The 22,698-nt window shown below is 70.9% G+C and carries 21 protein-coding genes; 5 read left to right on the forward strand and 16 right to left on the reverse strand.

The features are described 5' to 3' along the window. The first annotated feature begins 38 nt into the window (after positions 1-38). A complete protein-coding gene (gene pbpC, locus FNF32_RS06020; RefSeq protein WP_221930675.1) occupies positions 39-2,144 on the forward strand; it encodes a penicillin-binding protein 1C in 2,106 nt (701 codons plus the stop codon). 2 nt (positions 2,145-2,146) lie between these two features. Here pbpC and FNF32_RS06025 read toward each other — a convergent pair whose 3' ends face one another. From FNF32_RS06025 to FNF32_RS06035, 3 genes are read right to left on the reverse strand one after another with little or no spacing between them, the layout of a single operon-like run. Then, positions 2,147-2,578, reverse strand: a complete 432-nt coding sequence (locus FNF32_RS06025) for a DUF6841 family protein (protein ID WP_131675442.1) — start codon at positions 2,576-2,578, stop codon at positions 2,147-2,149. Between the two features lie 2 nt (positions 2,579-2,580). Then, complete coding sequence (locus FNF32_RS06030) at positions 2,581-3,165, reverse strand: nucleotidyltransferase family protein (RefSeq protein ID WP_131675441.1); 585 nt, start codon at positions 3,163-3,165, stop codon at positions 2,581-2,583. Continuing rightward, positions 3,162-4,148, reverse strand: a complete 987-nt coding sequence (locus FNF32_RS06035; RefSeq protein ID WP_143796531.1) for an XdhC family protein — start codon at positions 4,146-4,148, stop codon at positions 3,162-3,164. The genes FNF32_RS06030 and FNF32_RS06035 overlap by 4 nt, the downstream gene beginning before the upstream one ends. 99 nt (positions 4,149-4,247) lie before the next feature. Between FNF32_RS06035 and FNF32_RS06040 the strand changes: the two genes are divergently transcribed. The 3 genes from FNF32_RS06040 to FNF32_RS06050 are packed head-to-tail and all read left to right on the forward strand — an operon-like array spanning position 4,248 to position 7,956. Next, positions 4,248-4,778: a 2Fe-2S iron-sulfur cluster-binding protein gene (locus FNF32_RS06040; protein ID WP_131675439.1), complete on the forward strand. Its 531-nt coding sequence runs from the start codon at positions 4,248-4,250 to the stop codon at positions 4,776-4,778. After that, the gene (locus tag FNF32_RS06045) at positions 4,775-5,743 is read left to right on the forward strand and encodes an FAD binding domain-containing protein (RefSeq protein WP_131675438.1); all 969 of its coding nucleotides are present in this window, start codon (positions 4,775-4,777) and stop codon (positions 5,741-5,743) included. The genes FNF32_RS06040 and FNF32_RS06045 overlap by 4 nt, the downstream gene beginning before the upstream one ends. After that, positions 5,743-7,956, forward strand: coding sequence for a xanthine dehydrogenase family protein molybdopterin-binding subunit (locus tag FNF32_RS06050; protein ID WP_131675437.1), 2,214 nt, complete (start codon positions 5,743-5,745; stop codon positions 7,954-7,956). The genes FNF32_RS06045 and FNF32_RS06050 overlap by 1 nt, the downstream gene beginning before the upstream one ends. 8 nt (positions 7,957-7,964) lie before the next feature. Here FNF32_RS06050 and acnA read toward each other — a convergent pair whose 3' ends face one another. The 13 genes from acnA to rbfA form a co-directional block, all read right to left on the reverse strand. Then, the gene (acnA, locus tag FNF32_RS06055) at positions 7,965-10,535 is read right to left on the reverse strand and encodes an aconitate hydratase AcnA (RefSeq protein ID WP_143796532.1); all 2,571 of its coding nucleotides are present in this window, start codon (positions 10,533-10,535) and stop codon (positions 7,965-7,967) included. A 25-nt stretch (positions 10,536-10,560) separates the two neighbouring features. Further along, complete coding sequence (locus FNF32_RS06060) at positions 10,561-12,060, reverse strand: tripartite tricarboxylate transporter permease (protein ID WP_131675109.1); 1,500 nt, start codon at positions 12,058-12,060, stop codon at positions 10,561-10,563. Between the two features lie 7 nt (positions 12,061-12,067). Beyond that, a complete protein-coding gene (locus FNF32_RS06065; RefSeq protein ID WP_131675108.1) occupies positions 12,068-12,538 on the reverse strand; it encodes a tripartite tricarboxylate transporter TctB family protein in 471 nt (156 codons plus the stop codon). A 72-nt stretch (positions 12,539-12,610) separates the two neighbouring features. After that, positions 12,611-13,573 (reverse strand): Bug family tripartite tricarboxylate transporter substrate binding protein, encoded by a 963-nt coding sequence (locus FNF32_RS06070; RefSeq protein WP_131675107.1) that lies wholly within the window; start codon positions 13,571-13,573, stop codon positions 12,611-12,613. Positions 13,574-13,668: 95 nt separating this feature from the next. Continuing rightward, the gene (locus FNF32_RS06075) at positions 13,669-14,661 is read right to left on the reverse strand and encodes a branched-chain amino acid ABC transporter permease (RefSeq protein ID WP_131675106.1); all 993 of its coding nucleotides are present in this window, start codon (positions 14,659-14,661) and stop codon (positions 13,669-13,671) included. A gap of 1 nt (position 14,662) precedes the next feature. Continuing rightward, on the reverse strand, positions 14,663-15,550 hold the full coding sequence (locus FNF32_RS06080; protein WP_131675105.1) for a branched-chain amino acid ABC transporter permease: 888 nt from the start codon (positions 15,548-15,550) through the stop codon (positions 14,663-14,665). Between the two features lies 1 nt (position 15,551). Further along, positions 15,552-16,253: an ABC transporter ATP-binding protein gene (locus FNF32_RS06085; protein ID WP_131675104.1), complete on the reverse strand. Its 702-nt coding sequence runs from the start codon at positions 16,251-16,253 to the stop codon at positions 15,552-15,554. Then, positions 16,250-17,023 (reverse strand): ABC transporter ATP-binding protein, encoded by a 774-nt coding sequence (locus FNF32_RS06090; RefSeq protein ID WP_425467892.1) that lies wholly within the window; start codon positions 17,021-17,023, stop codon positions 16,250-16,252. Before FNF32_RS06090 ends, FNF32_RS06085 begins: the two co-directional genes overlap by 4 nt. A gap of 5 nt (positions 17,024-17,028) precedes the next feature. Next, the gene (locus FNF32_RS06095) at positions 17,029-18,228 is read right to left on the reverse strand and encodes an ABC transporter substrate-binding protein (RefSeq protein WP_131675103.1); all 1,200 of its coding nucleotides are present in this window, start codon (positions 18,226-18,228) and stop codon (positions 17,029-17,031) included. A 122-nt stretch (positions 18,229-18,350) separates the two neighbouring features. Beyond that, on the reverse strand, positions 18,351-19,559 hold the full coding sequence (locus FNF32_RS06100; RefSeq protein WP_131675102.1) for an ABC transporter substrate-binding protein: 1,209 nt from the start codon (positions 19,557-19,559) through the stop codon (positions 18,351-18,353). Positions 19,560-19,679: 120 nt separating this feature from the next. Continuing rightward, positions 19,680-20,573 carry a tRNA pseudouridine(55) synthase TruB gene (truB, locus tag FNF32_RS06105; RefSeq protein WP_131675101.1) on the reverse strand — a complete coding sequence of 298 codons (894 nt, stop codon included), beginning with the start codon at positions 20,571-20,573 and terminating at the stop codon, positions 19,680-19,682. Then, on the reverse strand, positions 20,573-21,313 hold the full coding sequence (locus FNF32_RS06110) for a phosphodiester glycosidase family protein (RefSeq protein WP_246087725.1): 741 nt from the start codon (positions 21,311-21,313) through the stop codon (positions 20,573-20,575). The genes truB and FNF32_RS06110 overlap by 1 nt, the downstream gene beginning before the upstream one ends. A gap of 43 nt (positions 21,314-21,356) precedes the next feature. Further along, positions 21,357-21,791 carry a 30S ribosome-binding factor RbfA gene (rbfA, locus tag FNF32_RS06115; protein ID WP_131675100.1) on the reverse strand — a complete coding sequence of 145 codons (435 nt, stop codon included), beginning with the start codon at positions 21,789-21,791 and terminating at the stop codon, positions 21,357-21,359. A gap of 74 nt (positions 21,792-21,865) precedes the next feature. Between rbfA and dapB the strand changes: the two genes are divergently transcribed. Then, positions 21,866-22,678 carry a 4-hydroxy-tetrahydrodipicolinate reductase gene (gene dapB / locus FNF32_RS06120; RefSeq protein ID WP_131675099.1) on the forward strand — a complete coding sequence of 271 codons (813 nt, stop codon included), beginning with the start codon at positions 21,866-21,868 and terminating at the stop codon, positions 22,676-22,678. The last annotated feature ends 20 nt before the right edge of the window (positions 22,679-22,698 follow it).

Genomic DNA, 22,698 nt, shown 5'->3' on the forward strand with positions numbered 1-22,698 from the left:
TGCCGGGCGGCGGCCCGTCCGGTCCGGTGTCCGGTCGCGTGTCAGATGGGCGGGCCAGTCGGCGCGCCGGCCGCCGCCTGATCGCGGCGGTCGCGGCCCTGGCCCTGCTGGCGGGCGCCGCCGACCGGGGCCGCGACGCCTGGTCGGCCTGGATCGACGCCACCCCGCTGCCGAACCTTTCGGTGCCGACCGGGGTCGAGGTGCTGGCGCGCGACGGCAGCCTTTTGCGCGCCTTCGCGGTCGAGGACGGGTTGTGGCGCCTTGCCCCGCCCCGATCCGGGGTCGATCCGCAGTTCATGGCCATGCTGATCGCGTGGGAGGATCGGCGTTTCGCCAGCCACCGCGGCGTCGATCCACGGGCGGTCCTGCGCGCCGCGGTGCAGGCGGTGTGGAACGGGCGGGCCGTGTCGGGGGCATCGACCTTGTCGATGCAGGCCGCGCGGCTGCTGGAACGGGGGCCGACAAAGGACTGGCGCGGCAAGATCCGGCAGGCGCGGCTGGCGCTGGCGCTGGAACGGCGGATCGGCAAGGATGGCGTGCTGGACCTGTACCTGCGCCTCGCGCCCTATGGCGGCAACACCGAAGGGGTGCGCGCGGCCAGCCTGATGTGGTTCGGCAAGGAACCGCGCCGCCTGACCGCCGCCGAGGCGGCGCTGCTGGTGGCGCTGCCGCAATCGCCCGAAAGCCGCCGCCCCGACATCCCCGCCCGCCGCGCGGCCGCCCGCGCCGCCCGCGACCGCGTGATTGCCCGCGCCGAGGCGCTGGGCCTGCTCACGCCCGAGGCGGCGCGGACCGCCGTGGCCACCCCCCTGCCGACCCGCCGCCACCCGTTTCCGGCGCTGGCGCCGCTGCTCGCCGACCGGCTCCGCCGCGAAAATCCCGGCGCGCTGTCGATCGAGACGACGATCGACCCGGTCTTGCAACGCCAGGCCGAGGCGCTGGCCGCCCGCGCCGTCGCCACGCAGGGGTCGCGGATGTCGGCGGCGCTGATCCTGGCCGACCACCGCACCGGCGAGATCCTCGCCCATGTCGGCGCGGCGGCGTTCAGCGATCCGCGCGCGGGCGGCTTCATCGACATGACGCAGGCGCTGCGCTCACCCGGATCGACGCTGAAGCCGCTGGTCTATGCGCTGGGGTTCGACGACGGGCTGATCCACCCCGAAACGCTGATCGAGGATCGCCCCGCCGCCTTTGGCCGCTGGCAGCCGGAAAACTTCGACCGCCGCTTTCGGGGCACGGTCACGATCCGGCAGGCGCTGGTGGAATCGCTGAACATTCCCGTGGTCCGCGTGGCCGAGGCGCTGGGTCCGCCCCGGATCGCCGCCGCCCTGCGGCGGGCGGGCGCGCCCGCCACGACCGCGGGCGGGCAGCCAGGGCTGGCGCTGGTCCTCGGCGGCGGCGGGGTCTCGCTCGAGGGGTTGGTCACCGCCTATGGCGGCCTTGCGCGCGGCGGGCGGGCGGTCGCGCTGCATGCGCGGGTTGAGCCCGCGCGCGAGCTCGCGCCCTTCGTGGGGCCGGTCGCGGCGTGGTATGCGGGCGCGATCCTTGCGCAGCTGCCGCCGCCGGGGGGCCGCGCGGCGGGGCGCGTGGCCTACAAGACGGGGACGAGCTATGGCCACCGCGATGCGCTGGCGGTGGGGTATGACGGGCGTTTCGTGGCGGGGGTGTGGATGGGGCGGCCTGACGGGACCCCGGTGCCGGGCGCGTTCGGCGGCGATCATGCCGCGCCGCTGCTGTTTGACCTGTTCGACGCGCTCGCCGCGCGCGCGGTGCCGCTGCCGCCCCCGCCCGGCGCGGCGCTGACGGTTCCGAACGCGGCGCTGCCGCCGCCCCTGCGCCGCTTCGCGCCCCCGGGCACACTGCGCGCGCCATCCTCGGCCCCGGCGCGATCCGAGCCGCTGGCGATCCTGTTTCCGCCCGACGGGGCCGAGGTCGAGCTGACCGGCGACCGGCTGGTCGTCCGGGCGCGGGGCGGGCGCGGGCCTTATACCTGGCTGATCGACGGGCGGCCGGTCGCGGTGGGGGTTGCGGACCCGACCGCCGATCTGCCCGCCGCGCCGGGCTGGGGCCGGATCTCGGTCATCGACGCGGACGGCGCATCGACCCGCGCGGGCGTCCGGCTGACGCGACCGGGGCAGGGCTGATTTCAGCCAAGCCCGTGCTCGCGCAGCAGCGCCTGTTCGTCGCCCGAAACCCAGCCGAACACTCGAACGCCCGCGTCATCGCGCCGGACAAAGTAGTGGACGGTGAAGGCAAGCACCTCGGTCGTCCCGTCGGCGCGCGCGTAGGTGGCGGACCAGGCGACGTGGGCCACGCAGTGGTCGGGGCCGAGCGGCGTCAGATCGACCCGGTCGACCCGCATCTCGCGCGCGCCGGTGTCGCGGTAGTGGCGAAATCCCTGCGAAAGCGCCTGTTTCAGCGCCTCGTCGTTCACGCCGGTCATCAGCCCCTCGGGCGAGGCCGCGATGTAGCAGGGGGCATAAAGCCGCGCCGCCTCGTCCACGTCCGCCCGACCCGCGAGCGCGCGGTTCATCGACGCGGCGTAGCGGTCGAACAGGGCGGCCACGTCCTTTTCCATCGTCACCCCGCTGACAGGTCCTGCGGGACGTCCACGTCCACAAGCTCGGCCGCGGGGGCCGAGACGCAGGCGGCGTCCTGCAAAAGCTCGCCCGCGCCGCGGTCGCCGTGCAGGTTCGACAGCGCCGGGAACAGGCTTTCGGGAAAGCAGGCCGGCGCGCCGGGGCGGCCGTCGGGATGGCGCGCCGCGGACGGGGTGTCGTCGGTGCAATCGTCGAGGATGGTGACCGCCAGCCCCTCGGTCACAAAAGGCATGTCGCCCAGCAGCACCAGCAGCCGCGACGCGCCCACCTGCCCGGCCCAAGCGACCGCCGCGCGCAGGCTGCCGGCCTGGTCGTCGCCGTCGGGCGACAGCAGCGTCGCCTGGTCGATCTGCGCGCCGACCTGGGGATCGTGGACCACCGCCGCTCGCAGGTCCACCGGCACCCGGCACAGCAGCGTCGCCGCATAGGACACCAGCGGCCGCCCGTTCCACGGCGCCAGCAGCTTGTTGTCCGCGCCCCAGCGGCGCGAATGGCCCGCCGCCAGCAGCACGGCGGCGGTTCGGACGGTAGCGGTTCGGAGGGGGATTGGCGAAGGTTCGGTCATCGTTCGGCCTCGGACAGGATTTCGGCTAGGACGGACACCGCCAGCACCTGGGGGTCGCGCGCCGACGGGATCAGCCCGATCGGTCCGCGCAGGCGGGCGATGTCGGCGTCGGCCACGCCCATTTCGCGCAGCGCCTGCACCCGCGCGCGGTGGCTGCGCAGGCTGCCCTGCGCGCCGACGTAGAACGCGGGCGAGGCGAGCGCGCGGGCCAGCACCGGCGGCTCCCGGTCATGGTCGTGGTAGAACAGCGTGACGGCGGTCCACGGGTCGGCGTCCAGCGGTGCTGCGCCGCTTGCGGGGGTTGCATCGCGCAGCGGCGACAGGCCTTGGGCGCGGGCCGCGTCCGCTGTCGCCTCGTCGTGGGTCGTCAACTGGGCCGGGTAGCCTGCGGCGCGGGCCAGCGCGGCAAAGCGCACCGCCTCCACCCCCGCGCCCCAGACCATGAACCGCGTCGCGGGCTTCAGCCGCAGCTGGAACCCCGGACCGCCCGGCACCACCGCGCCGCTGTCGAGGTCGATCCCCAGCGTGAAATCCTGCCGCGCTGCTCGCGCCGCGAGCGCGCGGGCGATGGGCGCGGGGCCGACCGGCGTCAGCGCCACGTCCAGCCCGCCGCCGCAGGGCAGCACCAGGTCGATGAACGGCGATCCCGCGCCGTAGCGCAGCCGCCGCGTCCGGCCATCGTGCGCCACCTGGGCCGCGTGGATGGCCAGGTCGGCCTCGATACAGCCGGAACTCAGCTGCCCGACCGATCCGCCTTGCGCCGGGAACGCCATGAAGGTGCCGGGGCTGCGGTAATGCGGACCCTCGACCCCGGTGATGAGCGCGATCACCCCGCCGCCCGCCAGCGCCGCCAGCGGATCGCCCAGCGGGTCGCCTACCGGGTCGCCTACCAGGTCGCCCAGCGGATCAGGCCGGGCGGCCGCCTGCGGATCGGCCGCTGCCCGGTCGGGCGGGAATGGAAATGGGGTGACGTTCGCCGTCATGGATCGTGCTTTGCCTTTATTTGTCCGCTTGGAAAGGAACACCGCCCCCCGCGAGGTCGTTCCCCCCGCAGCCACGCAGCCGACATGAAGGATCCCACCATGGATGTCACCCTTACCGTCAACGGCGCGCAGCGGACCTTGCAGCTGGACGACCCGCGCGTCTCGTTGCTGGACGCGCTGCGCCAGCGACTCGACCTGACCGGGACCAAGAAGGGCTGCGACCACGGCCAGTGCGGGGCCTGCACGGTGATCGTGAACGGGCGGCGGATCAATTCCTGCCTGTCGCTCGCGGTCATGCACGACGGCGACGAGATCACCACGATCGAGGGGATCGGCCAGCCCGGCGACCTTGCGCCCATGCAGCAAGCCTTCATCCGGCACGACGGATTTCAGTGCGGCTACTGCACGCCCGGCCAGATCATGTCGGCCACCGCGATGCTGGACGAGGTGCGGCAGGGATGGCCCAGCCAGCTGTCGGGCGACCTTGGCCCCGCCGAGCTGACCGACGACGAGATCCGCGAACGCATGTCGGGGAACCTGTGCCGCTGCTCGTGCTATCCCAACATCGTCGATGCGATCCGCGACGCGGCGCAGGGCGGCGACCGCGCGAACGCGGAGGACGCGGCATGAAGGCGTTCGATTACTACCGCGCGGAAAGCCCGGCCGACGTGATCGGCACCGACGCCCGCCCGATCGCGGGCGGGACCAACCTTCTGGACCTGATGAAGCACCAGGTCGAGACGCCGGACCGCCTTGCCGACGTGAACCACGTCGGCCTTGACGGGATCGAGCGGGACGGCGACGGGCTGCGGGTGGGTGCGCTGGTGCGGAACTCGGACCTTGCCGCCGACCCGTCGGTGCGCGAGGGCTGGCCGCTCTTGTCGCGGGCGATCCTTGCAGGCGCAAGCGGGCAGATCAGGAACCGCGCGACCACCGGCGGCAACCTGATGCAGCGCACGCGGTGCTATTACTTCTATGACCTCGACACGCCCTGCAACAAGCGCGCGCCGGGGTCGGGATGCAGCGCCATCGGCGGCGTGAACCGGATCCACGCGATCCTGGGCGCGTCCGGCGACTGCATCGCCACCTATCCGGGCGACATGGCCGTCGCGATGAGCGCGCTGGACGCCGTGGTCGAGGTCGAGGGGCCGAACGGCCGCCGCGAGATCGCCGCGACCGATTTCCACCGCCTGCCCGGCGACGCGCCGCAACGCGACAACGACCTGCAGCCGGGCGAGATGATCCTGTCGGTCCGCCTGCCCGCGCCTCTTGGCGGCAAGCACATCTACCGCAAGGTCCGCGACCGGCGGTCCTATGCCTTTGCGCTGGTGTCGGTCGCCGCCGTGGTGGTGATGGACGCGGGCCGCATGTCCACCGTCCGCCTGGCCTTCGGCGGCGTCGCCCACAAGCCGTGGCGGGTGCCCGCGGCCGAGGCGCTGTTGCAGGGCCAGGCGCCCTCGCCCGACCTGTTCGACCGTGCCGCCGATGCCGTGCTGGACGGCGCAACGGGGCAGGGCCACAACGATTTCAAGATTCCGCTGCTGCGGCGCACGCTGAACGCGGTGCTGGCCGAAGCCACGGAAGGGAGCAAGTGATGTCCGATCCGATCGAAGTCAGCCTGACCCACCGGATGAACTTTCCCGACAAGGAAGACCTGCTCGACCGCACCGCGCAGGGCATCCTGGGAACGCCGATGGACCGCCCCGAAGGGCCGCTGAAGGTCAGCGGCACGGCCACTTATGCCGACGAGGATCACCCGCCCGGCACGGTTTATGGCTGGCTGGTCCGGTCCTCGATCTCCAAAGGGTGGGTCACGGGGTTCAACACCCGCGACCTGCGGGCCATGCCGGGCGTGCTGGCGGTGATCCGCGACAAGCGGATGCTGCGGAACCCGGCCCAGGGCCAGGCGTCGAAGGCGCCCTATCAGGGCCCGGCCGAGATATTCTACAAGGGCCAGCCGATCGCGCTGGTCGTGGCCGAGACGTTCGAGCAGGCGCGCGACGCCGCGCTGAACGCGCGGGCCGACTATGACGACCGCAGCGCCAAGGGCGTGTTCGTCCCGGCCGAGGCGAAGTACGAGGCGCCGCGTTCGCAGCAGGCGTCCAAGGGCGATCTGGATGAGGCGATGGACGAGGCGGCGTTCGCCGTGGATGTGGAATACCACACCCCGTCGATGAGCCATGCGGCGATGGAACCCCACGCTGCCGTGGCGTGGTGGGACGGCGGCCACGTGACCCTTCGCGGCAGCTACCAGATGCTCGGGTCGAACAAGGCGGAACTGGCGGATGCGCTGGGGATCAGCCCCAGGAACGTGCGGATCCTGTCGCCCTATGTGGGCGGCGGCTTCGGCAGCAAGCTGGGGATCAGCCACGAGGGCGTCGCCGCCGCCATCGCCGCGCAGAAGCTGGGGCGGCCCGTGGCCGTCGCGCTGCACCGCCGCCAGCAGTTCGAGACGACGCACCGGCGCAGCGAAAGCCGCCAGCGCATCCGCCTGTCCTGCGGCGCGGACGGTCGGATGACCGGCGTGGGCCACGACGCCTGGGTGTCGAACCTGCCGGCGGAAAGCTTCAGCGAGCCGGTGACGCAGGCCACGCCCTTTACCTATGACGGCGAAAACCGGCAGATCGGCCACCACGTCGGCCGCCTGAACATCACCTGCGCCGGATCGATGCGCGCGCCGGGCGAGGCGATCGGCGTGCCCGTGACCGAAGCCGCGATGGACGAGCTGGCCCAGGCGGCGGGCATCGACCCGGTGGAGTTCCGGCTGCGGAACATCCCCGAAAAGGACCCGTCCTCGGGCCGCCCGTTCAGCAGCAACCGCCTGGCGGACTGCCTGACGCGCGGGGCCGAAAGCTTTGGCTGGAAGGACCGGCGCGAAAACGGCGCCCGGCGCGAGGGGGAATGGCTGATCGGCATGGGCGTCGCCTCGGCGATCCGCGTCAACATGCTGGTGCCCAGCACCGCCCGCGTGATCCTGCTGCCCGACGGCACCGCGCGGGTGGAAACCGACATGACCGACATCGGCACCGGCAGCTATTCGATCCTGACCCAGATCGCGGCCGAGGTGCTGGGCCTGCCCGCCGACCGCGTGACGACGGTGCTGGGCGACAGCGACCTGCCGCAGTCGTCCGGTTCGGGCGGGTCGTTCGGCGCTGCCTCGTCGGGCAGTTCTGTCATGCTGGCCGCCAAGGCCGTGCGCGAGAAGCTCGCCAAGCGGATGGACTGCGATCCCGACGACCTGACCCTGAAGGACGGCTACGCAATCGCCGAAAACCGCCGTCGTACGTTGGCCGAGGTGCTGGAAGGCGACACGCTGCAAGGCACCGGCACGATCAAGAAGGGCCTGACTTCGGTCGATCACCAGCAGGCGTGCTGGGGTGCGCAGTTCGCCGAGGTCGCGGTCAGCACCGTCACCGGCGAGGTTCACGTCCGCCGCCTTGCCGCGACCTTCGCCTGCGGGCGGATCCTGAACGCCAAGACCGCGCGGTCGCAGTGCATCGGCGGCATGATCTTCGGGATCGGCCAGGCGCTGCACGAGGAAATCTCGACCGACGCCCGCGACGGCAGCTTCGTGAACCGCGACCTTGCGGAATATCACGTGCCCGCGAACCTCGACGTGCCGCATATCGACATCGAGTTCCTGAACGACCGCGACCCCTACGCCAACCCGATGCAGGCCAAGGGCATCGGCGAATTGGCCTGCTGCGGCACCGCGGGCGCGATCGTGAACGCGATCGCGAACGCGACCGGCGAGCGGTTCCGCAGCTTCCCGGTGACGCTGGACAAGGTGCTGGAGCGGCTGGGGTAAGGGGGCCGTCAAGCCGTCCCCGTCACCCGCCGCAGGATAAGCGGCAGCAGCCCGCCCTGCAGCAGCGTCTCGACTTCCAGCGAGGTTTCGATCGCGGCGGTGGCGGTGAAGCGGGCGGTCCGGCCGTCGGCGTAGCGGATGGTCACGGGGACCTCGCCGCGCGGGGTGATGTGGGCGGGGGCGGCGTCGATGTCCGCCATGTCGTGGACAGTCAGCGCCAGCGTTTGCGGCGTAACGCCCTGGGGCAGGCGCAGGGGCAGGACGCCCATGCCGATCAGGTTGGCGCGGTGGATGCGCTCGAAGCTGGCCGCCAGCACCGCGCGCGCGCCCAGAAGCGCCGCGCCCTTCGCAGCCCAGTCGCGTGACGAGCCCATGCCGTAGCGTTCATCCGCGACGATGACGACCGCCTCGCCCGCCTCGCGGTAGCGCGCGGCGGCCCGCCATAGCGGCAGCACCTCGCCATCCGGCAGAATGGTCGCGCCGGGCGGGACCCCTTCGCCCAGCAGGTTCACCACGTTGCGGTTGGTGAACAGGCCGCGCAGCATCACCTCCCAGTTGCCGCGGCGCGAGGAAAAGACGTTGAGGTCCCGCGGGTTCTCGCCGCGTTCGGTCAACCAGCGTCCCGCCTCGCCCGACGCGGGGATCGCCCCGGCGGGGGAGATGTGGTCGGTGGTGATGTCGTCGCCCAAGACCAACAGCGGACGCGCGGCGTAGCGGCCCAGCCGCGTGCCCGCGTCCATCGCGGCGAACGGCGGCCGGCGGATATAGGTCGAGGCGGCGTCCCACGGGAACAGCGGCGTGTCGGGCGCGTCGAGGTCGGCCCACAGGCGGCTCGCCCCGGCCTCGTCATAGGCTGTGGCGAAGTCGCGCGGGTCGGCACCGTCGGCGAGCGCCGCGTCGATCTCGGCCCCCGTGGGCCACAGGTCGGCCAGCCGCACCCCCGGCGCGATGTCGTCGCGCAGGATGTCGCGTTCCACGTCGCCCGCCAGCGCGAATGCAACGACGAGCGGCGGCGAGGCGAGGAACCCGGCCTCGAGCTGCGGATGGACGCGGCCGGGAAAGTTGCGGTTGCCCGACAGCACCGCCACCTGCAGCCGCCCGTCCGCCATGGCGTCCTGCGACAGGGGCGTCAGGTCGCCCGAGTTGCCGATGCAGGTGGTGCAGCCGAAGCCGACAATGCCGAAGCCGACCGCTTCCAGGTCATCGAGCAGCCCCGCGCGTTCCAGGTAGCGCCGCGCGGTGGGCGATCCGGGCGCGAGCGAGGTCTTGACCCAAGGCGGCGGCGCGAGCCCCAGCGTTCGCGCCCGGCGGGCGACGAGGCCGGCTGCGACCAGCAGGCGCGGATCGGTGGTGTTGGTGCAGCTGGTGATCGCGGCGATGGCGACGGCGCCGTCGGGAACCTCGCCCGGCGGGGTGCGGCGGGGCGGGGCGCCGCGCACGTCGGCCGCGCCCCGCGCGGTGGCGGAGGCGGGCAGGCGGTCCTGCGGGCGGCGCGGTCCGGCGACGCTGACCTCCACCTGCGACAGGTCCAGCTCCACGACCTGGCTGAAGGTCGGCGCTTCCTCAGGGTCGAACCACAGGCCCTGCCTGCGACAGTAGGCGGAGACGCGCTCGACCACGTCAACCGCGCGCCCCGTCGCCGACAGATAGTCCAGCACCGCCTGATCCACCGGAAAGAAGCCGGTGTTCGCCCCGAACTCGGGCGCCATGTTGGCGACGGCGGCGCGGTCGCCCGCCGAAAGGGTGGACACGCCCGGGCCGAAGAACTCCACGAAGCGGTCGGACAGGTCGATCCGGCGCAGCCGCTCGGTCACCGTCAGCGCAATGTCGGTCGCGGTCACCCCGTCGCGCAGGCGGCCCGTCAGGCGCATCCCGACCACGTCGGGGACGCGCAGCATGACGGGCATGCCGAAGAAGACGCTTTCCGCCTCGATCCCGCCGACGCCCCAGCCGAGGACGCCGATCCCGTTTATCATCGGCGTGTGGCTGTCGGTGCCGATCATCGCGTCGGGCATCAGCCAGCCGTCGCGCGCCGCCACGACGGTCGCGAGGCGTTCCAGGTTCAGCGTGTGCATGATCCCGGTGCCGGGCGGGTGGACGCGGAACCCGTCCAGCGCCGCCGTTGCCCACTTCATGAAGCGGTAGCGTTCGCCGTTGCGGCGGTATTCGTTGGCGAGGTTGCGTTCCATCGCCCCGCGCCCGCCGAAGAAATCGACCGCGAGCGAGTGGTCCGTGGACACGTCCACCGGCAGCACGGGGTTGAGGAGGGTCGGGTCGAACCCCGCCTCGGCCAGCGTCGCGCGCAAGCCCGCGATGTCCACCAGCGCCGGGCCGCAGGTGGTGTCGTGCATCAGGACGCGGCCCGGCAGGAACGGGATTTCCGCATCCGACGGGCCGTCGAGCGCGGCCATGATCGCGGCGTGGGCGGCGCGGGCATCCGGTCCGCCGGTCCGCAGGACGTTCTCCAATAGGATGCGGTGGATGTGGGGCATACGCCCGATCCGGCCCGCCGCCGCGGCGGGCAGGTCGATGATCCGGTGGCGGGTGCCGCCCAGCGACAGCTCGGTCTCGAACTCCATCGGCGTCGTCCGGGATCGGCCCGGATCAGTCCTCTTCCTTGCGCAGCCTGGCGAGGCCCCTGAACAGGAACGGCGCCAGCAGCGCGAGGACCGCGATCACGATCATGATCGCCGATCCCGGATGCTGGAACAGCACCATCGGGTCGCCAAGGCTCATCTGCAGCGCGCGGCGCAGCTGGCTGTCGGCCATGGGTCCGAGGATCAGCCCCACGATCACCGGCGCGACCGGGTAGTCGTATCGTCGCATGATGAAGCCCACGACGCCGAAGCCCGACAGCAGCAGCAGTTCCACGACCGAGGGGTTGGCCGCGATCGTGCCCATCGTCGCAAAGACCAGGATGCCCGCGTAAAGCCACGGCATCGGGATACGCAGCAGCTGCACCCACAGCCCGACCAGCGGCAGGTTGAGGACCAGCAGCATGACGTTGGCGATGAAGAGCGAGGCGATCAGCGCCCAGACAAGGTCGGCGTGCTGGACGAACAGCAGCGGGCCCGGCTGGATGTTGTATTGCTGGAACCCCGCCAGCATCACCGCCGCCGTGGCCGATGTCGGCAGCCCAAGCGTCAGCAGCGGCACCAGCGATCCGGCGGCCGAGGCGTTGTTGGCGGCCTCGGGGCCGGCCACGCCCTCGATCGCGCCCTGCCCGAACTCCTCGGGGTGGCGCGACAGCTTCCGCTCGGCGGTGTAGCTGAGGAAGGTCGGGATCTCGGCCCCGCCCGCCGGCAGCGCGCCGATCGGAAAGCCGATCGCGGCGCCGCGCAGCCAGGGTTTCCACGACCGGCCCCAATCCGCGCGGGTCATCCACACCGAGCCCTTGATCGGGATCGGCTTTTCCGGCGCAAAGGCGTGGCGCGAGACGACGTAAAGCGCCTCGCCGATGGCGAACAGGCCGACGGCCAGCGTCGTGACCTCGATCCCGTCGAACAGGTTCGGGACGCCGAAGGTCAGGCGGGTCTGCCCGGTCAGCTGGTCGATCCCGATCAGCCCCAGCCACAGGCCAAGCGCGAGGCTGGTCAGCCCGCGCAACGGCGACGATCCGAACGTCGCCGATACGGTAACAAAGGCGATCAGCATCAGTCCGAAGTAATCCCACGGCCCGAACCGCACAGCGACCTTGACGAGCCACGGGGCGAGGAACGCAAGCCCCGCCGTCGCGATCAGCGCGGCCACGAACGACCCCAGCGCCGCGGTGGCGAGCGCCGGGCCGCCGCGGCCGCTGCGGGCCATGCGGTTGCCCTCCAGCGCGGTCACGACCGACGCGGCCTCGCCCGGCGTGTTCAGCAGGATCGCCGTGGTCGAGCCGCCGTACATCCCGCCGTAGTAGATGCCCGCGAACATGATGAGCGAGCCGCCCGGGTCCAGCTGGAAGGTGACGGGCAGCAGCAGCGCCACCGTCAGAGCCGGGCCGATGCCGGGCAGGACGCCGACGGCGGTGCCCAGCAGCACGCCGATCCCGGCGAACAGCAGGTTCACGGGCAGGATCGCCGCGCCGAACCCCTGGAAAAGATGCGTCAGCGCGTCCATGGCGACCTCAGAACAGCCGCTCCAGCGGACCCATCGGCAGGGCCAGCTGCAGCAGCTTGTTGAAGAGAAGGAAGATCAGGGTGGACAGCGCCAGCCCGATGAGAAGGTCGGCCGGCAGCGCCCGGCGTCCGAACGACCGCGCGGTGAAGGCGAAAAGCAGCGTAGACCCGATGATGAACCCGGCCCCCGCCCAGATCGACCCGATCAGCCCGACCAGCGCCAGCATCACCCAGCCCACGCCCGCCCAGTCGGTGTCGCCGGCGCGGATGCCCGGCCGCATCGCGGCGATCAGGTGACCCGCGCCGAGAGCCGCGAGGAAGGCCGCGACGAAATAGGACGCGGCGTCGGCCCCCATGCCGTAGTTCGCCCGGATCGTCATCGACCGCGCGTCGAACCACGTGACCGCGGCCAGCGCGAACAGGCCCACGCCGATGATGAGGGTGGGGCGATGGAAGCCCGGACGGGCGGGCGGCTGCATGGCGGCGATCCTTGCGAAGGGCGTGGGGTGGCGCGCGAAGGGCGGGGACGACCCCGCCCTGCGCCTGCTTTCTTACTTCGCCAGGCCGATGGCGCGCAGGGTGGTGCCGACGCGCTCGTTTTCCGACGTGATGAACGCCGCGAAATCGTCGGCGGGCGCGTAGTAGTCGGTCCAGCCGCGCGCCTTCAGGATTTCCTGCCATTCGGGCGACTTCACCGTGTTGGCGATAGCGGTGGACAGCGCGGCCTTGGTCTCGTCCGGGATGTCCGGGCCCGCGAACACGCCGCGCCAGTTGACCAGTTCGACATCCACGCCCTGCGCCTTGAGCGGTTGCGCGGCGATCCCCTCGATCGGCTCGGGGTAGGAAATCGCGAGCGCGCGCAGGTCGCCGGATTCGATCTGGCCCTGCCATTCGCCGTAGCCGGAAATCCCGGCCGTCACCTGCCCGCCCAGCATCGCCGCCAGCGCCTCGCCGCCGCCCGAATAGGCGACGTAGTTGACCTTGGACGGATCGGCACCCGCCGCCTGGGTGATGAGCGCGGCAAGGATGTGGTCCGCGCCACCGGCCGAGCCGCCGGCCCAGATGGTGTTGGCGACATCGCCCTTGATCGCGGCGGTCAGGTCCGCGAGCGTCTGGTGGGGCGAGTTCTTCGGCACCACGACGACCAGCGGGTCGCCGGTCAGCCGCGCGATCGGGGTGACGCTGGTCAGGTTTACCGGCGAGTTGTTGGTCAGGATAGCGCCGACCATGGTGATGCCGCCGACGAGCAGCTGGTCATCGGCGCCGCGCGCCTGCTGCGCGAACTGCGCCAGGCCCACGGTGCCGCCCGCGCCCGGGACGTTCTGCACCTGCACGCTGCGGGCGTTGCCCGACTTGACCATCGCGTCCTGCAGCGCCCGCGCCGCGCTGTCCCAGCCGCCGCCCGCGCCCGCGGGCGCGATGATGCTGAGTTCCAGATCCTGCGCCACGACCGGCGAGACGCTGGCCGCGACGGCGATGCATGCGGCCAGAAGCCGCGACTTGAAGAATGACATGAGTTCCTCCCCGGTTGCTCTTTTGCCCTGTGTGTTCCCCGTTCCGCCGAAAAGCAACATCGTTGCTGCCGTGGCGCTGGCGGGGGCAGGCGGTGTCAGCGCAGCCCCAGCAGCCGGCCCAGCCGCGTGTCGGCCAGTTCGCCGACGATGCCGCGCCGGAACAGAAGCACGCAGACCATGAACACGACCCCCGTGACGACCGTGACCGGCACGTTCGAGGTGGCGAGCCGGTCCTGCAGCGCGACGATGACGCCCGCGCCGACGACCGGGCCGGCCATCGTCCCGATCCCGCCCAGAAGCGTCATCAGGATCACCTCGCCCGACATCTGCCAGGCCACGTCGGTCAGGGTCGCGAACTCCATCACCAAAGCCTTCATGCCGCCGGCGAGGCCCGCGAAGGCCGCCGACATCACGAACGCGCCCAGCTTGTAGCGTGCGACCGAATAGCCGAGCGAGATCGCCCGCTGCTCGTTCTCGCGGATCGCCTTGAGGATCATGCCGAACGGCGAATGCACGATCCGCCAGATCGCCCACAGCGCCAGCGCGAACACGACCGCGACGAACCAGTACATGTTGAGGCCACGGTTCAGCTCGATCACGCCGAAGAGCACGCCCTTGGGAACGGACTGGATCCCGTCCTCTCCGTGGGTGAAGGGCACCTGCAGGCAGGCGAAGAAGAACATCTGCGACAGCGCCAGGGTGATCATGGCGAAGTAGATGCCCTGCCGGCGGATCGCGATGGCGCCCATGACAAGGCCCAGGACCGACGCCCCGGCGACCCCCAGAAGGATGGCCCATTCCGGCGGCCACCCCCAGACCTTGGCCGCGTGGGCGGTGAAATAGGCCGCCCCGCCGAAAAACGCCGCGTGGCCGAAGGACAAAAGCCCGGTGAAGCCGAGCAGCAGGTTGAACGCCGCCGCGAACAGGCCGAAGCACAGAAGCTTCATCACGAACACCGGATAGGCCACGAACGGCGCGAGGATCAGGGCCGCCAGCGCGATCAGCACCAGGACCAGCAGCCCGGCACGGCGGCGCGGCGCGGCGGCGGCGGCCCGGGGGGTGGCCGCGGTCTGCATGTGGTCGGCCATCTCAGGCTTCCTTTCCGAACAGGCCCGCCGGGCGCAGGATCAGGACGATCGCCATGATGACGAAGATCACGATGTTGGACGCCTCGGGGTAGAAGACCTTGGTCAACCCCTCGGCGATGCCCAGCAGGTAGCCGGTGACGATGGCGCCCATGATCGACCCCATCCCGCCGACCACGACGACCGCGAAGACGACGATGATGATGTTGGACCCCATCAGCGGCGACACCTGATAGATCGGCGCCGCCAGCACGCCCGCCAGCGCGGCGAGGCCCGCGCCAAGGGCGTAGGTCAGCGTCAGCAGCATCGGCACGTTGATCCCGAAGCTTTGCACCATGACCGGGTTTTCGGTCGCCGCGCGCAGGGTCGCGCCCAGCCGGGTCTTTTCGATCAGCGCCCAGACCGCAAGGCAGACGACCAGCGAGGCGACCACGACCCAGCCGCGATACAGCGGCAGGAACATGAAGCCCAGGTTGACCGCCCCGGTCAGCGCGGGCGGCGCGGCATAGGGCTGACCCGACGCGCCGAACTGCCAGCGGAACAGCCCCTCGAGCGTCAGGGCAAGGCCGAAGGTGAAGAGCAGGCCGTAGAGATGGTCCAGCTTGTAAAGCCGCGACAGCATCGACCGCTCGACCAGCGCGCCGAACGCGCCCACGATCAGCGGCGCGAGGATCAGCGCGAACCAGTAGTTCAGCCCCAGCCATTGCTGCACCAGAAGCGCCACGAACGCCCCCAGCATGTACTGCGCCCCGTGGGCGAAGTTGATGACCCTGAGCAGGCCGAAGATCACCGCGAGTCCCAGCGACAGCAGCGCATAGAACGACCCGTTGATGAGCCCGACCAGCAGCTGCCCCATCAGGGCCTGGACGGGGATTCCGAATATCATCGGCATGTCAGACCCCCAGCGTTTCGTGCAGCATGCCCATGCGGGCGGAAAGCTCGCCCACCGGAAACTCGTGCGCCATCTGCCCGTGGTCCATGACGTAGAACCGGTCCGCGACCCGGGACGCGAAGCGGAAGTTCTGTTCGACCAGCACCACCGTCATGCCTCGCGCGCGCAGTTCCTGCAGCACCTCGCCGATGGCGTCGATGATGACGGGGGCCAGCCCCTCGGTCGGCTCGTCCAGAAGCAGGGTCGTGGCGCCGGTCCGCAGGATGCGGGCGATGGCCAGCATCTGCTGCTCGCCGCCCGACAGTTTCGTGCCGGGGCTGCGGCGCCGTTCCAGCAGGTTCGGGAACAGCCGGTAGATTTCGTCGAGCGTCATCCCGCCCTGGGCGATGACCGGGGGCAGCAGCAGGTTTTCCTCGACCGACAGGGTGGCGAAGATGCCGCGTTCCTCGGGGACGAAGCCCAGGCCCGTGCGGGCGGTGCGGTGCAGGGGCATGGCGATCAGGTCCCGCCCGCCCAGCGTGATGGTTCCCTTGCGCTGCCGCACGATCCCCATGATCGAGCGCAGGGTCGTCGTCTTGCCCATGCCGTTGCGGCCGAGGATGCAGACCGTCTCGCCCTTCTGGACATGCATGTTCACGCCGTGCAGGACGTGGCTTTCGCCGTACCAGGCGTTGAGGTCGCGGACTTCCAGCAGCGGCGTCATGCCTCGGATCCCATATAGGCGGTCCGCACGCGCGGATCGGCGGAAACGGTCGCGTAGTCGCCTTCGGCGAGGATCTCGCCGCGCTGCAGGACCGTGACGTGGTGGCAGATGTCGGCGACGACCGACAGGTTGTGTTCGACCATCAGCACCGCGCGCGTGCGGGCCACGTCGCGGATGATGTCGGCGACCATCCGCACGTCCTCGCGGCCCATGCCGGCCATCGGCTCGTCCAGCAGCAGCACCTCGGGGTCGAGGGCGAGGGTCGTGGCGATCTCCAGCACACGCTTGCGGCCATAGGACAGGTCGGCGGCGCGGGTGTCGCGCCAGGGCGTGAGGCCGAGGTTGTCGATCAGCTCGTCCGCGCGGGCGTTCAGCCGTTCGAGCGCGCCCATGCCGCGCCAGAACTGCACGTGCAGCCCGGCCGGTCGCTGCAGCGCGACGCGGACGTTTTCCAGGACAGTCAGGTCGGGAAACACCGCCGAGATCTGGAACGACCGCACCAGCCCCATCCGCGCCACCGCGTCGGGGCGGGTGCCGGTGATGTCGGTGCCCAGCAGCGTGATCCGCCCGCGGGTCGGTTGCAGGAACTTGGTCAGCAGGTTGAACACGGTCGTCTTGCCGGCCCCGTTGGGACCGATCAGCGCATGGATGCGGGCGTGATGGACGTCGAGGTTCACGTTGTTCACCGCCGTGAACCCGGAAAAATCGCGTCCGAGGCGGCGGGCGGTCAGCACCACCCGCGGCCCCTCGTCGGTTCTGATCGCGTCCACGGCCGTCACTGGACCAGCGGGCAGCCGGACTGCGCCGGGTCCATGTAGGCCTGTTCGCCCGGGATCTCGGCCACGATCTTGTAGTAATCCCAGTCGTACTTGCTTTCGTCCGGCGTCTTGACCTGCATCAGGTACTGCGTGTTCATCAGCCGCCCGTTGGCCGCGACCTTGGCGCCGCGCCCGAACACGTCGTCCACCGGCATTTCCTTCAGCTTCGCGGCGACCGCTGTCGCATCGTCGCCGCCCGCCGCGTCGATCGCCTTGAGGTACTGCGTCACCGCCGAATAGACGCTGGCGTGGACCATCGACGGCATCCCGCCGGTGCGGTCCATGAAGCGCTTGCCGAACTCGCGCGACTGGTCGTCGCGGTCCCAGTAGAAGCCCTCGGTCAGGTACAGACCCTGCGCGGTATCAAGGCCCAGGCCGTGGATGTCGGTGATGAACAGCAGCAGGCCGGCCAGGCTTTGCCCGCCCTGGGTGATCCCGAACTCGGCCGCCTGCTTGATCGCGTTCTGGGTGTCGAGACCCGCCGACGCCAGCCCGATGACCTTGGCGCCCGACGCCTGCGCCTGAAGCAGGAACGCGGAATAGTCGTTGTTGTTCAGCGGATGGCGGACCGACCCCAGCACCTTGCCGCCCGCGGCCTCGACGGTTTTGGTGGTATTCTCCTCGAGCGAATAGCCGAAGGCGTAGTCGGCGGTCAGGAAGAACCAGCTGTCGCCGCCGGCCTTCACGACCGCGCCGCCGGTGCCCACGGCCAGCGCGTGGGTGTCATAGGCCCAGTGGAAGCTGTAGGGGGTGCAGGCCTTGCCCGTCAGGTCCGAGGTGCCGCCGCCGGTCACGATGTCGATCTTCTGCTTCTCGCCCGCGATCGCCTGCACGGCCAGCGCCACGGACGAGGTGGTCAGGTCCATGATCGTGTCCACCTGCTCGGCGTCGAACCACTGCCGGGCGATGGTCGCGCCGATGTCGGCCTTGTTCTGGTGGTCGGCGCCGACGACCTCGACCGGGGCGCCCTGCACGGTGCCGCCGAAATCCTCGACCGCCATCTTCGCGGCTTCGAGCGAGCCTTGCCCGCCCAGCGCCGAATACGGCCCCGACATGTCGTTCAGGATGCCGATCTTGACGACGTTGTCCGAGATTTCGGCGTGCGCGGCAGAAGCCATCAGCGCGGCCGCGCCGACGGTCATCAGGATGTTCTTCATGCTTCCCCTCCCCAGGTGCCGGTCCGACCGGCTTGATCGACGTTGTTTGACGGACGGCCGCGACGCAAGCGAAGGATGGCGGGCGCGGTGCGACCCGCGCCGCCATCCCGTTCGCGGATGCGTCACTTGACCAGCGGGCAGCCCGCCTTGGCCGGGTCCAGATAGGCCTGGTCGCCCGGGATCGTCGCGCGGACGTTGAAGTAATCCCACTCGCCCTTGCTCTCGTCCGGCTTCTTGACCTCGAGCAGGTACACGTCCGAGATCATGCGCCCGTTCGCGCCGACCTTGCCGTTCTCGGCGAAGAAGTCGCTGACCGGCATCTCGCGCATCTTGGCGGCGACCGCCTCGGTCTCGTCCGTGCCGGCTTCCTTGATCGCCTTGAGATAGTGCATGACGCCCGAATAGGTCCCGGCCTGCACCATGTTCGGCATCCGCCCGGTGCGTTCCTTGAAGCGGTTGCCGAACTCGCGCGAGGCGTCGTTGCGGTCCCAGTAGTAGCTTTCGGTCAGCGTCAGCCCCTGCGCCGTTTCCAGCCCCAGCCCGTGGACCTCGGCCAGCGTGAACAGCAGCGCGGCCAGCCGCTGGCCGCCCTGGGTGATCCCGAACTCGGCAGCCTGCTTGATCGCGTTCTGGGTGTCGAGGCCCGCGTTCGCCAGCCCGATGACCTTGGCCCCGGACGCCTGAGCCTGCAGCAGGAACGACGAGAAGTCGGTCGTCGCCAGCGGGTGCTTGACCGCGCCCACCACGGTGCCGCCCTTTTGCGTGACCACGCCGGCGGTGTTTTCTTCCAGCGAGTAGCCGAACGCGTAGTCGGCGGTCAGGAAGAACCAGCTGTCGCCGCCCTGATCGACCAGCGCGCCGCCGGTCCCGACCGCGAGCGCGTGGGTGTCATAGGCCCAGTGGAAGCCGTAGGGCGAGCATGCCTTGCCGGTCAGGTCGGCGGTGGCCGCGCCGGTGACGAGGTCGATCTTCTTCTTTTCCTGGCTCAGCGCCTGAACGGCCAGCGCCACGGACGAGGTCGTCAGCTCCATGATCGAATCGACCTGCTCGGTGTCGTACCACTGGCGGGCGATGGTGCTGGCGATGTCGGCCTTGTTCTGGTGGTCGGCGCTCACGACCTCGATCGGGGCGTCCAGCACGGTGCCGCCGAAATCCTCGACCGCCATCCGCGCCGCCTCGACCGAGCCGGTGCCGCCGAAGTCGGCATAGACGCCCGACTGGTCGTTCAGGATGCCGATCTTGACGCGGCCGTCGGAAACCTTTGCGTCCTGCGCAAGGACAGGCGTGGAAACAAGCGCCGCCGCGGCGACGCCAAGAAGAAGCTTGGTCATGTATCCCCCCATGGACCGGCCTCCCCGCCGGTCCTTGGGCGGCAGCGTTGCCGATGTGGCGAGGCTTTGCAACAGATGACGAAAGGAGGAGGGGGCGCGGCGGGGCGCGGCCCGGGGCGGTCAGCCGCGGACGAAGACCCGGCTGGGATGGACCTCGCCGCCCATGTAGCGGCCGATGGCGATGGCGCGGCCGTCGTGGCTGACCACGACCTCGGTCCCGAACTCGGCGTGGCCAAGCACCTGGCCGGGGTTGCCGTTCGCGATCCGCACCGCGCCCATGTCGGTCGCCTGCAATCGCGGCAGGTCCAGCGCCGCCTCGACCGGCAGCAGCGCGGCGTCCAGCTCGTCGATGTTGGCGCGGTCGATGCGGTCGAACGGGATCGCCTGGTCCACGTCGAACGGTCCCGACCAGACGCGGCGCAGGCCGACCACATGGCCAAAGGTGCCCAGCGCACGCCCCAGATCGCGGGCGATGGCGCGGACATAGCCGCCCTTGCCGCAGACCATGTGCAGGTCGGCCGCGTCCGCGCGCGCGTCCAGCAGTTCCAGCTCGTCCACCCACAGCGGGCGGGGCTGCAAGTCCACCGCCTCGCCCTCGCGCGCGAGGGCATAGGCGCGCGCGCCGTCCACCTTCACGGCGGACACCGACGGCGGCACCTGCACGATGTCGCCCCGGAACCGCCCCAGCGCCGCGGCGATGGCGGCCGCGTCGGGCCGCGCGTCGGACGTGCGCAGCACCGCGCCTGACACGTCGTCGGTCGATGTCTCGGCCCCCCAGCCCACGGTGAAGTCATAGGCCTTGAGCGCGTCGGTGAGATAGGGGACGGTCTTGGTCGCCTCGCCCAGCGCCACCGCCAGCAGGCCGGTCGCGTCCGGGTCCAGCGTGCCCGCGTGGCCCGCCTTCTTCGCGTCCAGCGCCCAGCGGACGCGGCCCACCACGTCGGTCGATCCGATCCTTGCCGGCTTGTCCACGATCAGCCAGCCGGACACGTCCCGGCCCTTCTTGCGCGCCATCAGGGCCCCGCCTTGGCGTGTGCCTTGGCGCCCGCTTCGGCCGCGTCGGTGACAAGGCCCACGATCGGCCCCATCGTGCGGCCCCAGTCGGCACGGCTGATGTCGGGCGCATACAGCCGCGAGATCGAGCCGTCGAAATAAAGCGCGTTGTGCGCGGACAGCTCGTCGCGAAAGAAGCGGGCGAACTCGTGGAACGTCACCGCCCCGTCCGAGATCACGAACCACGCCGTGTTGAAGTCGCGCGACACGCCGACGCCGTTCCTGATGTAGCGGCTGTCGCTTTCGGCCAGGAAGCGCGGGTGCAGTTCGCCCTGGATCAGCAGCATCGGCCCCGATTGCGTGGCCAGCCGGCAGTCGGGCCGCACCTCGGCGAAACGGCGGCTTTCGATCACCTGGAACGGCGCCTTGGCGCCCACGCAGAACACCCCGTTCGGGCGCATCCCGAAATTGCCGCCGCCGCCTGCGGTCACGAGCGCGCCTTTCTCCACCCCGTCGGCGCGGAACAGCCCCACCGGGCTGAAGTCGGGATGATACATGCCCGCGTTCATCGCGAAGGCCAGCACCTGCCCTTGCGGCAGGGTGCCGCGAACGCTACGGAAATCGCCCAGCACGCGGCCGTCCGGCCCGTCCAGCCACAGGCGCAGCTTGTCCTGGTCGGCGGCATCGACGGTGCAGACGGCGTAGCTCTTGCCCTCGAACTGGCGCTTTTCGCAGCTGTCGGCGACGGCGGGCAGGGTCATCGCGATCAGCGCGCCGATGGCGAGGCCGAACCGGCGGGTCAGGTCAAGTCTCATCGCGACCGCCGCTTTCGTCATCGTCGCCGTCCTGTTCCACGTCGCGGCGCACCCGGTCCTGTTCCAGCAGGCGGCGGGTGTCGTCCATCCGGTCGAACGTCTCGTCCAGCACGAAGCGCAGGTTCGGCGCGTATTTCAGCGTCATCTCCTTGGCGACGTGGTGGCGCAGTTCGCCCGTGTTGCGGCGCAGCGCGGCCAGCGCCTCTTCCGCGTCATGGCCGCCCAGCGGCAAGACATAGGCCGTCGCCACCTTGAGGTCGGGCGAGGTGCGGACCTCGCCCACGGTGATGGAAAAGCGGTTCAGGTGGGGGTCGTGCACGTCGCCGCGCAGTAGCACGTCGCTGAGCGTGCGGCGGATCAGTTCGCCCACCCGCAGCTGGCGCTGCGACGGACCGTGCCCGGTATTGAAGCGGTTGGATGCCATGCGCCCCCATCTAGGGTCTCGCGGGGGCCGCCGCAACGGGCTAGGACATCGGGGCAACAGTTCCGGGGCCGCGCATGGATCAGCAATCGACAGGCATCGTCGTCACCGGCGCGTCGGGCCGCATGGGCCAGATGCTGGTGCGCGAGGTCATGGCGACCGACGGCTGCCACCTCGTCGGCGCGGTGGAACGGACGGGCAGCGACTGGGTCGGGCAGGACGTGGGGGTTGCGATGGGCGGGGCGCCCGCAGGCGTCATCGTCACCGACGACCCGGTCGAGGCGATCGCCCGCGCACAGGCGGTGATCGACTTCACCGCGCCCGCAGCCACAGTCGCCTTTGCCGAACTGGCCGCGCAGGCCCGCGCGGTCCACGTCATCGGCACCACCGGGCTGTCGGCGGACGACCTGAGGAAACTTTCCGCCGCTGCCCGCCACGCGCCGATCGTCCGCGCGGGCAACATGAGCCTTGGCGTGAACCTGCTGGCGGGCCTGACGCGCCGCGTCGCCGCCGCGCTGGGCGAGGACTGGGACATCGAGATCGTCGAGGCGCACCACCGCATGAAGGTGGACGCGCCTTCGGGCACCGCGCTGATGCTGGGCGAGGCGGCGGCCGAGGGGCGGGGCGCCACGCTGGACGCGCTGCGGACGCCCGCGCGCGAAGGTGACACCGGCGCGCGCGCCCCCGGCAGCATCGGCTTCGCCGCGATCCGGGGCGGCGACATCGTGGGCGAACACGACGTGATCTTCGCGGGCGCGGGCGAGCGGGTGATCCTGCGCCACGTCGCCACCGACCGCGCGATCTTCGCGCGCGGCGCGGTCAGGGCAGCGCTGTGGGGACAGGACAAGGGCCCGGGCGAATACGACATGGCGGACGTGCTGGGGCTGTAGCGGGCGCGCGTCCGGCCTCC

It is taken from the genome of Paracoccus marinus, from assembly GCF_007018965.1.
GTDB classification, from domain to species: domain Bacteria; phylum Pseudomonadota; class Alphaproteobacteria; order Rhodobacterales; family Rhodobacteraceae; genus Paracoccus; species Paracoccus marinus.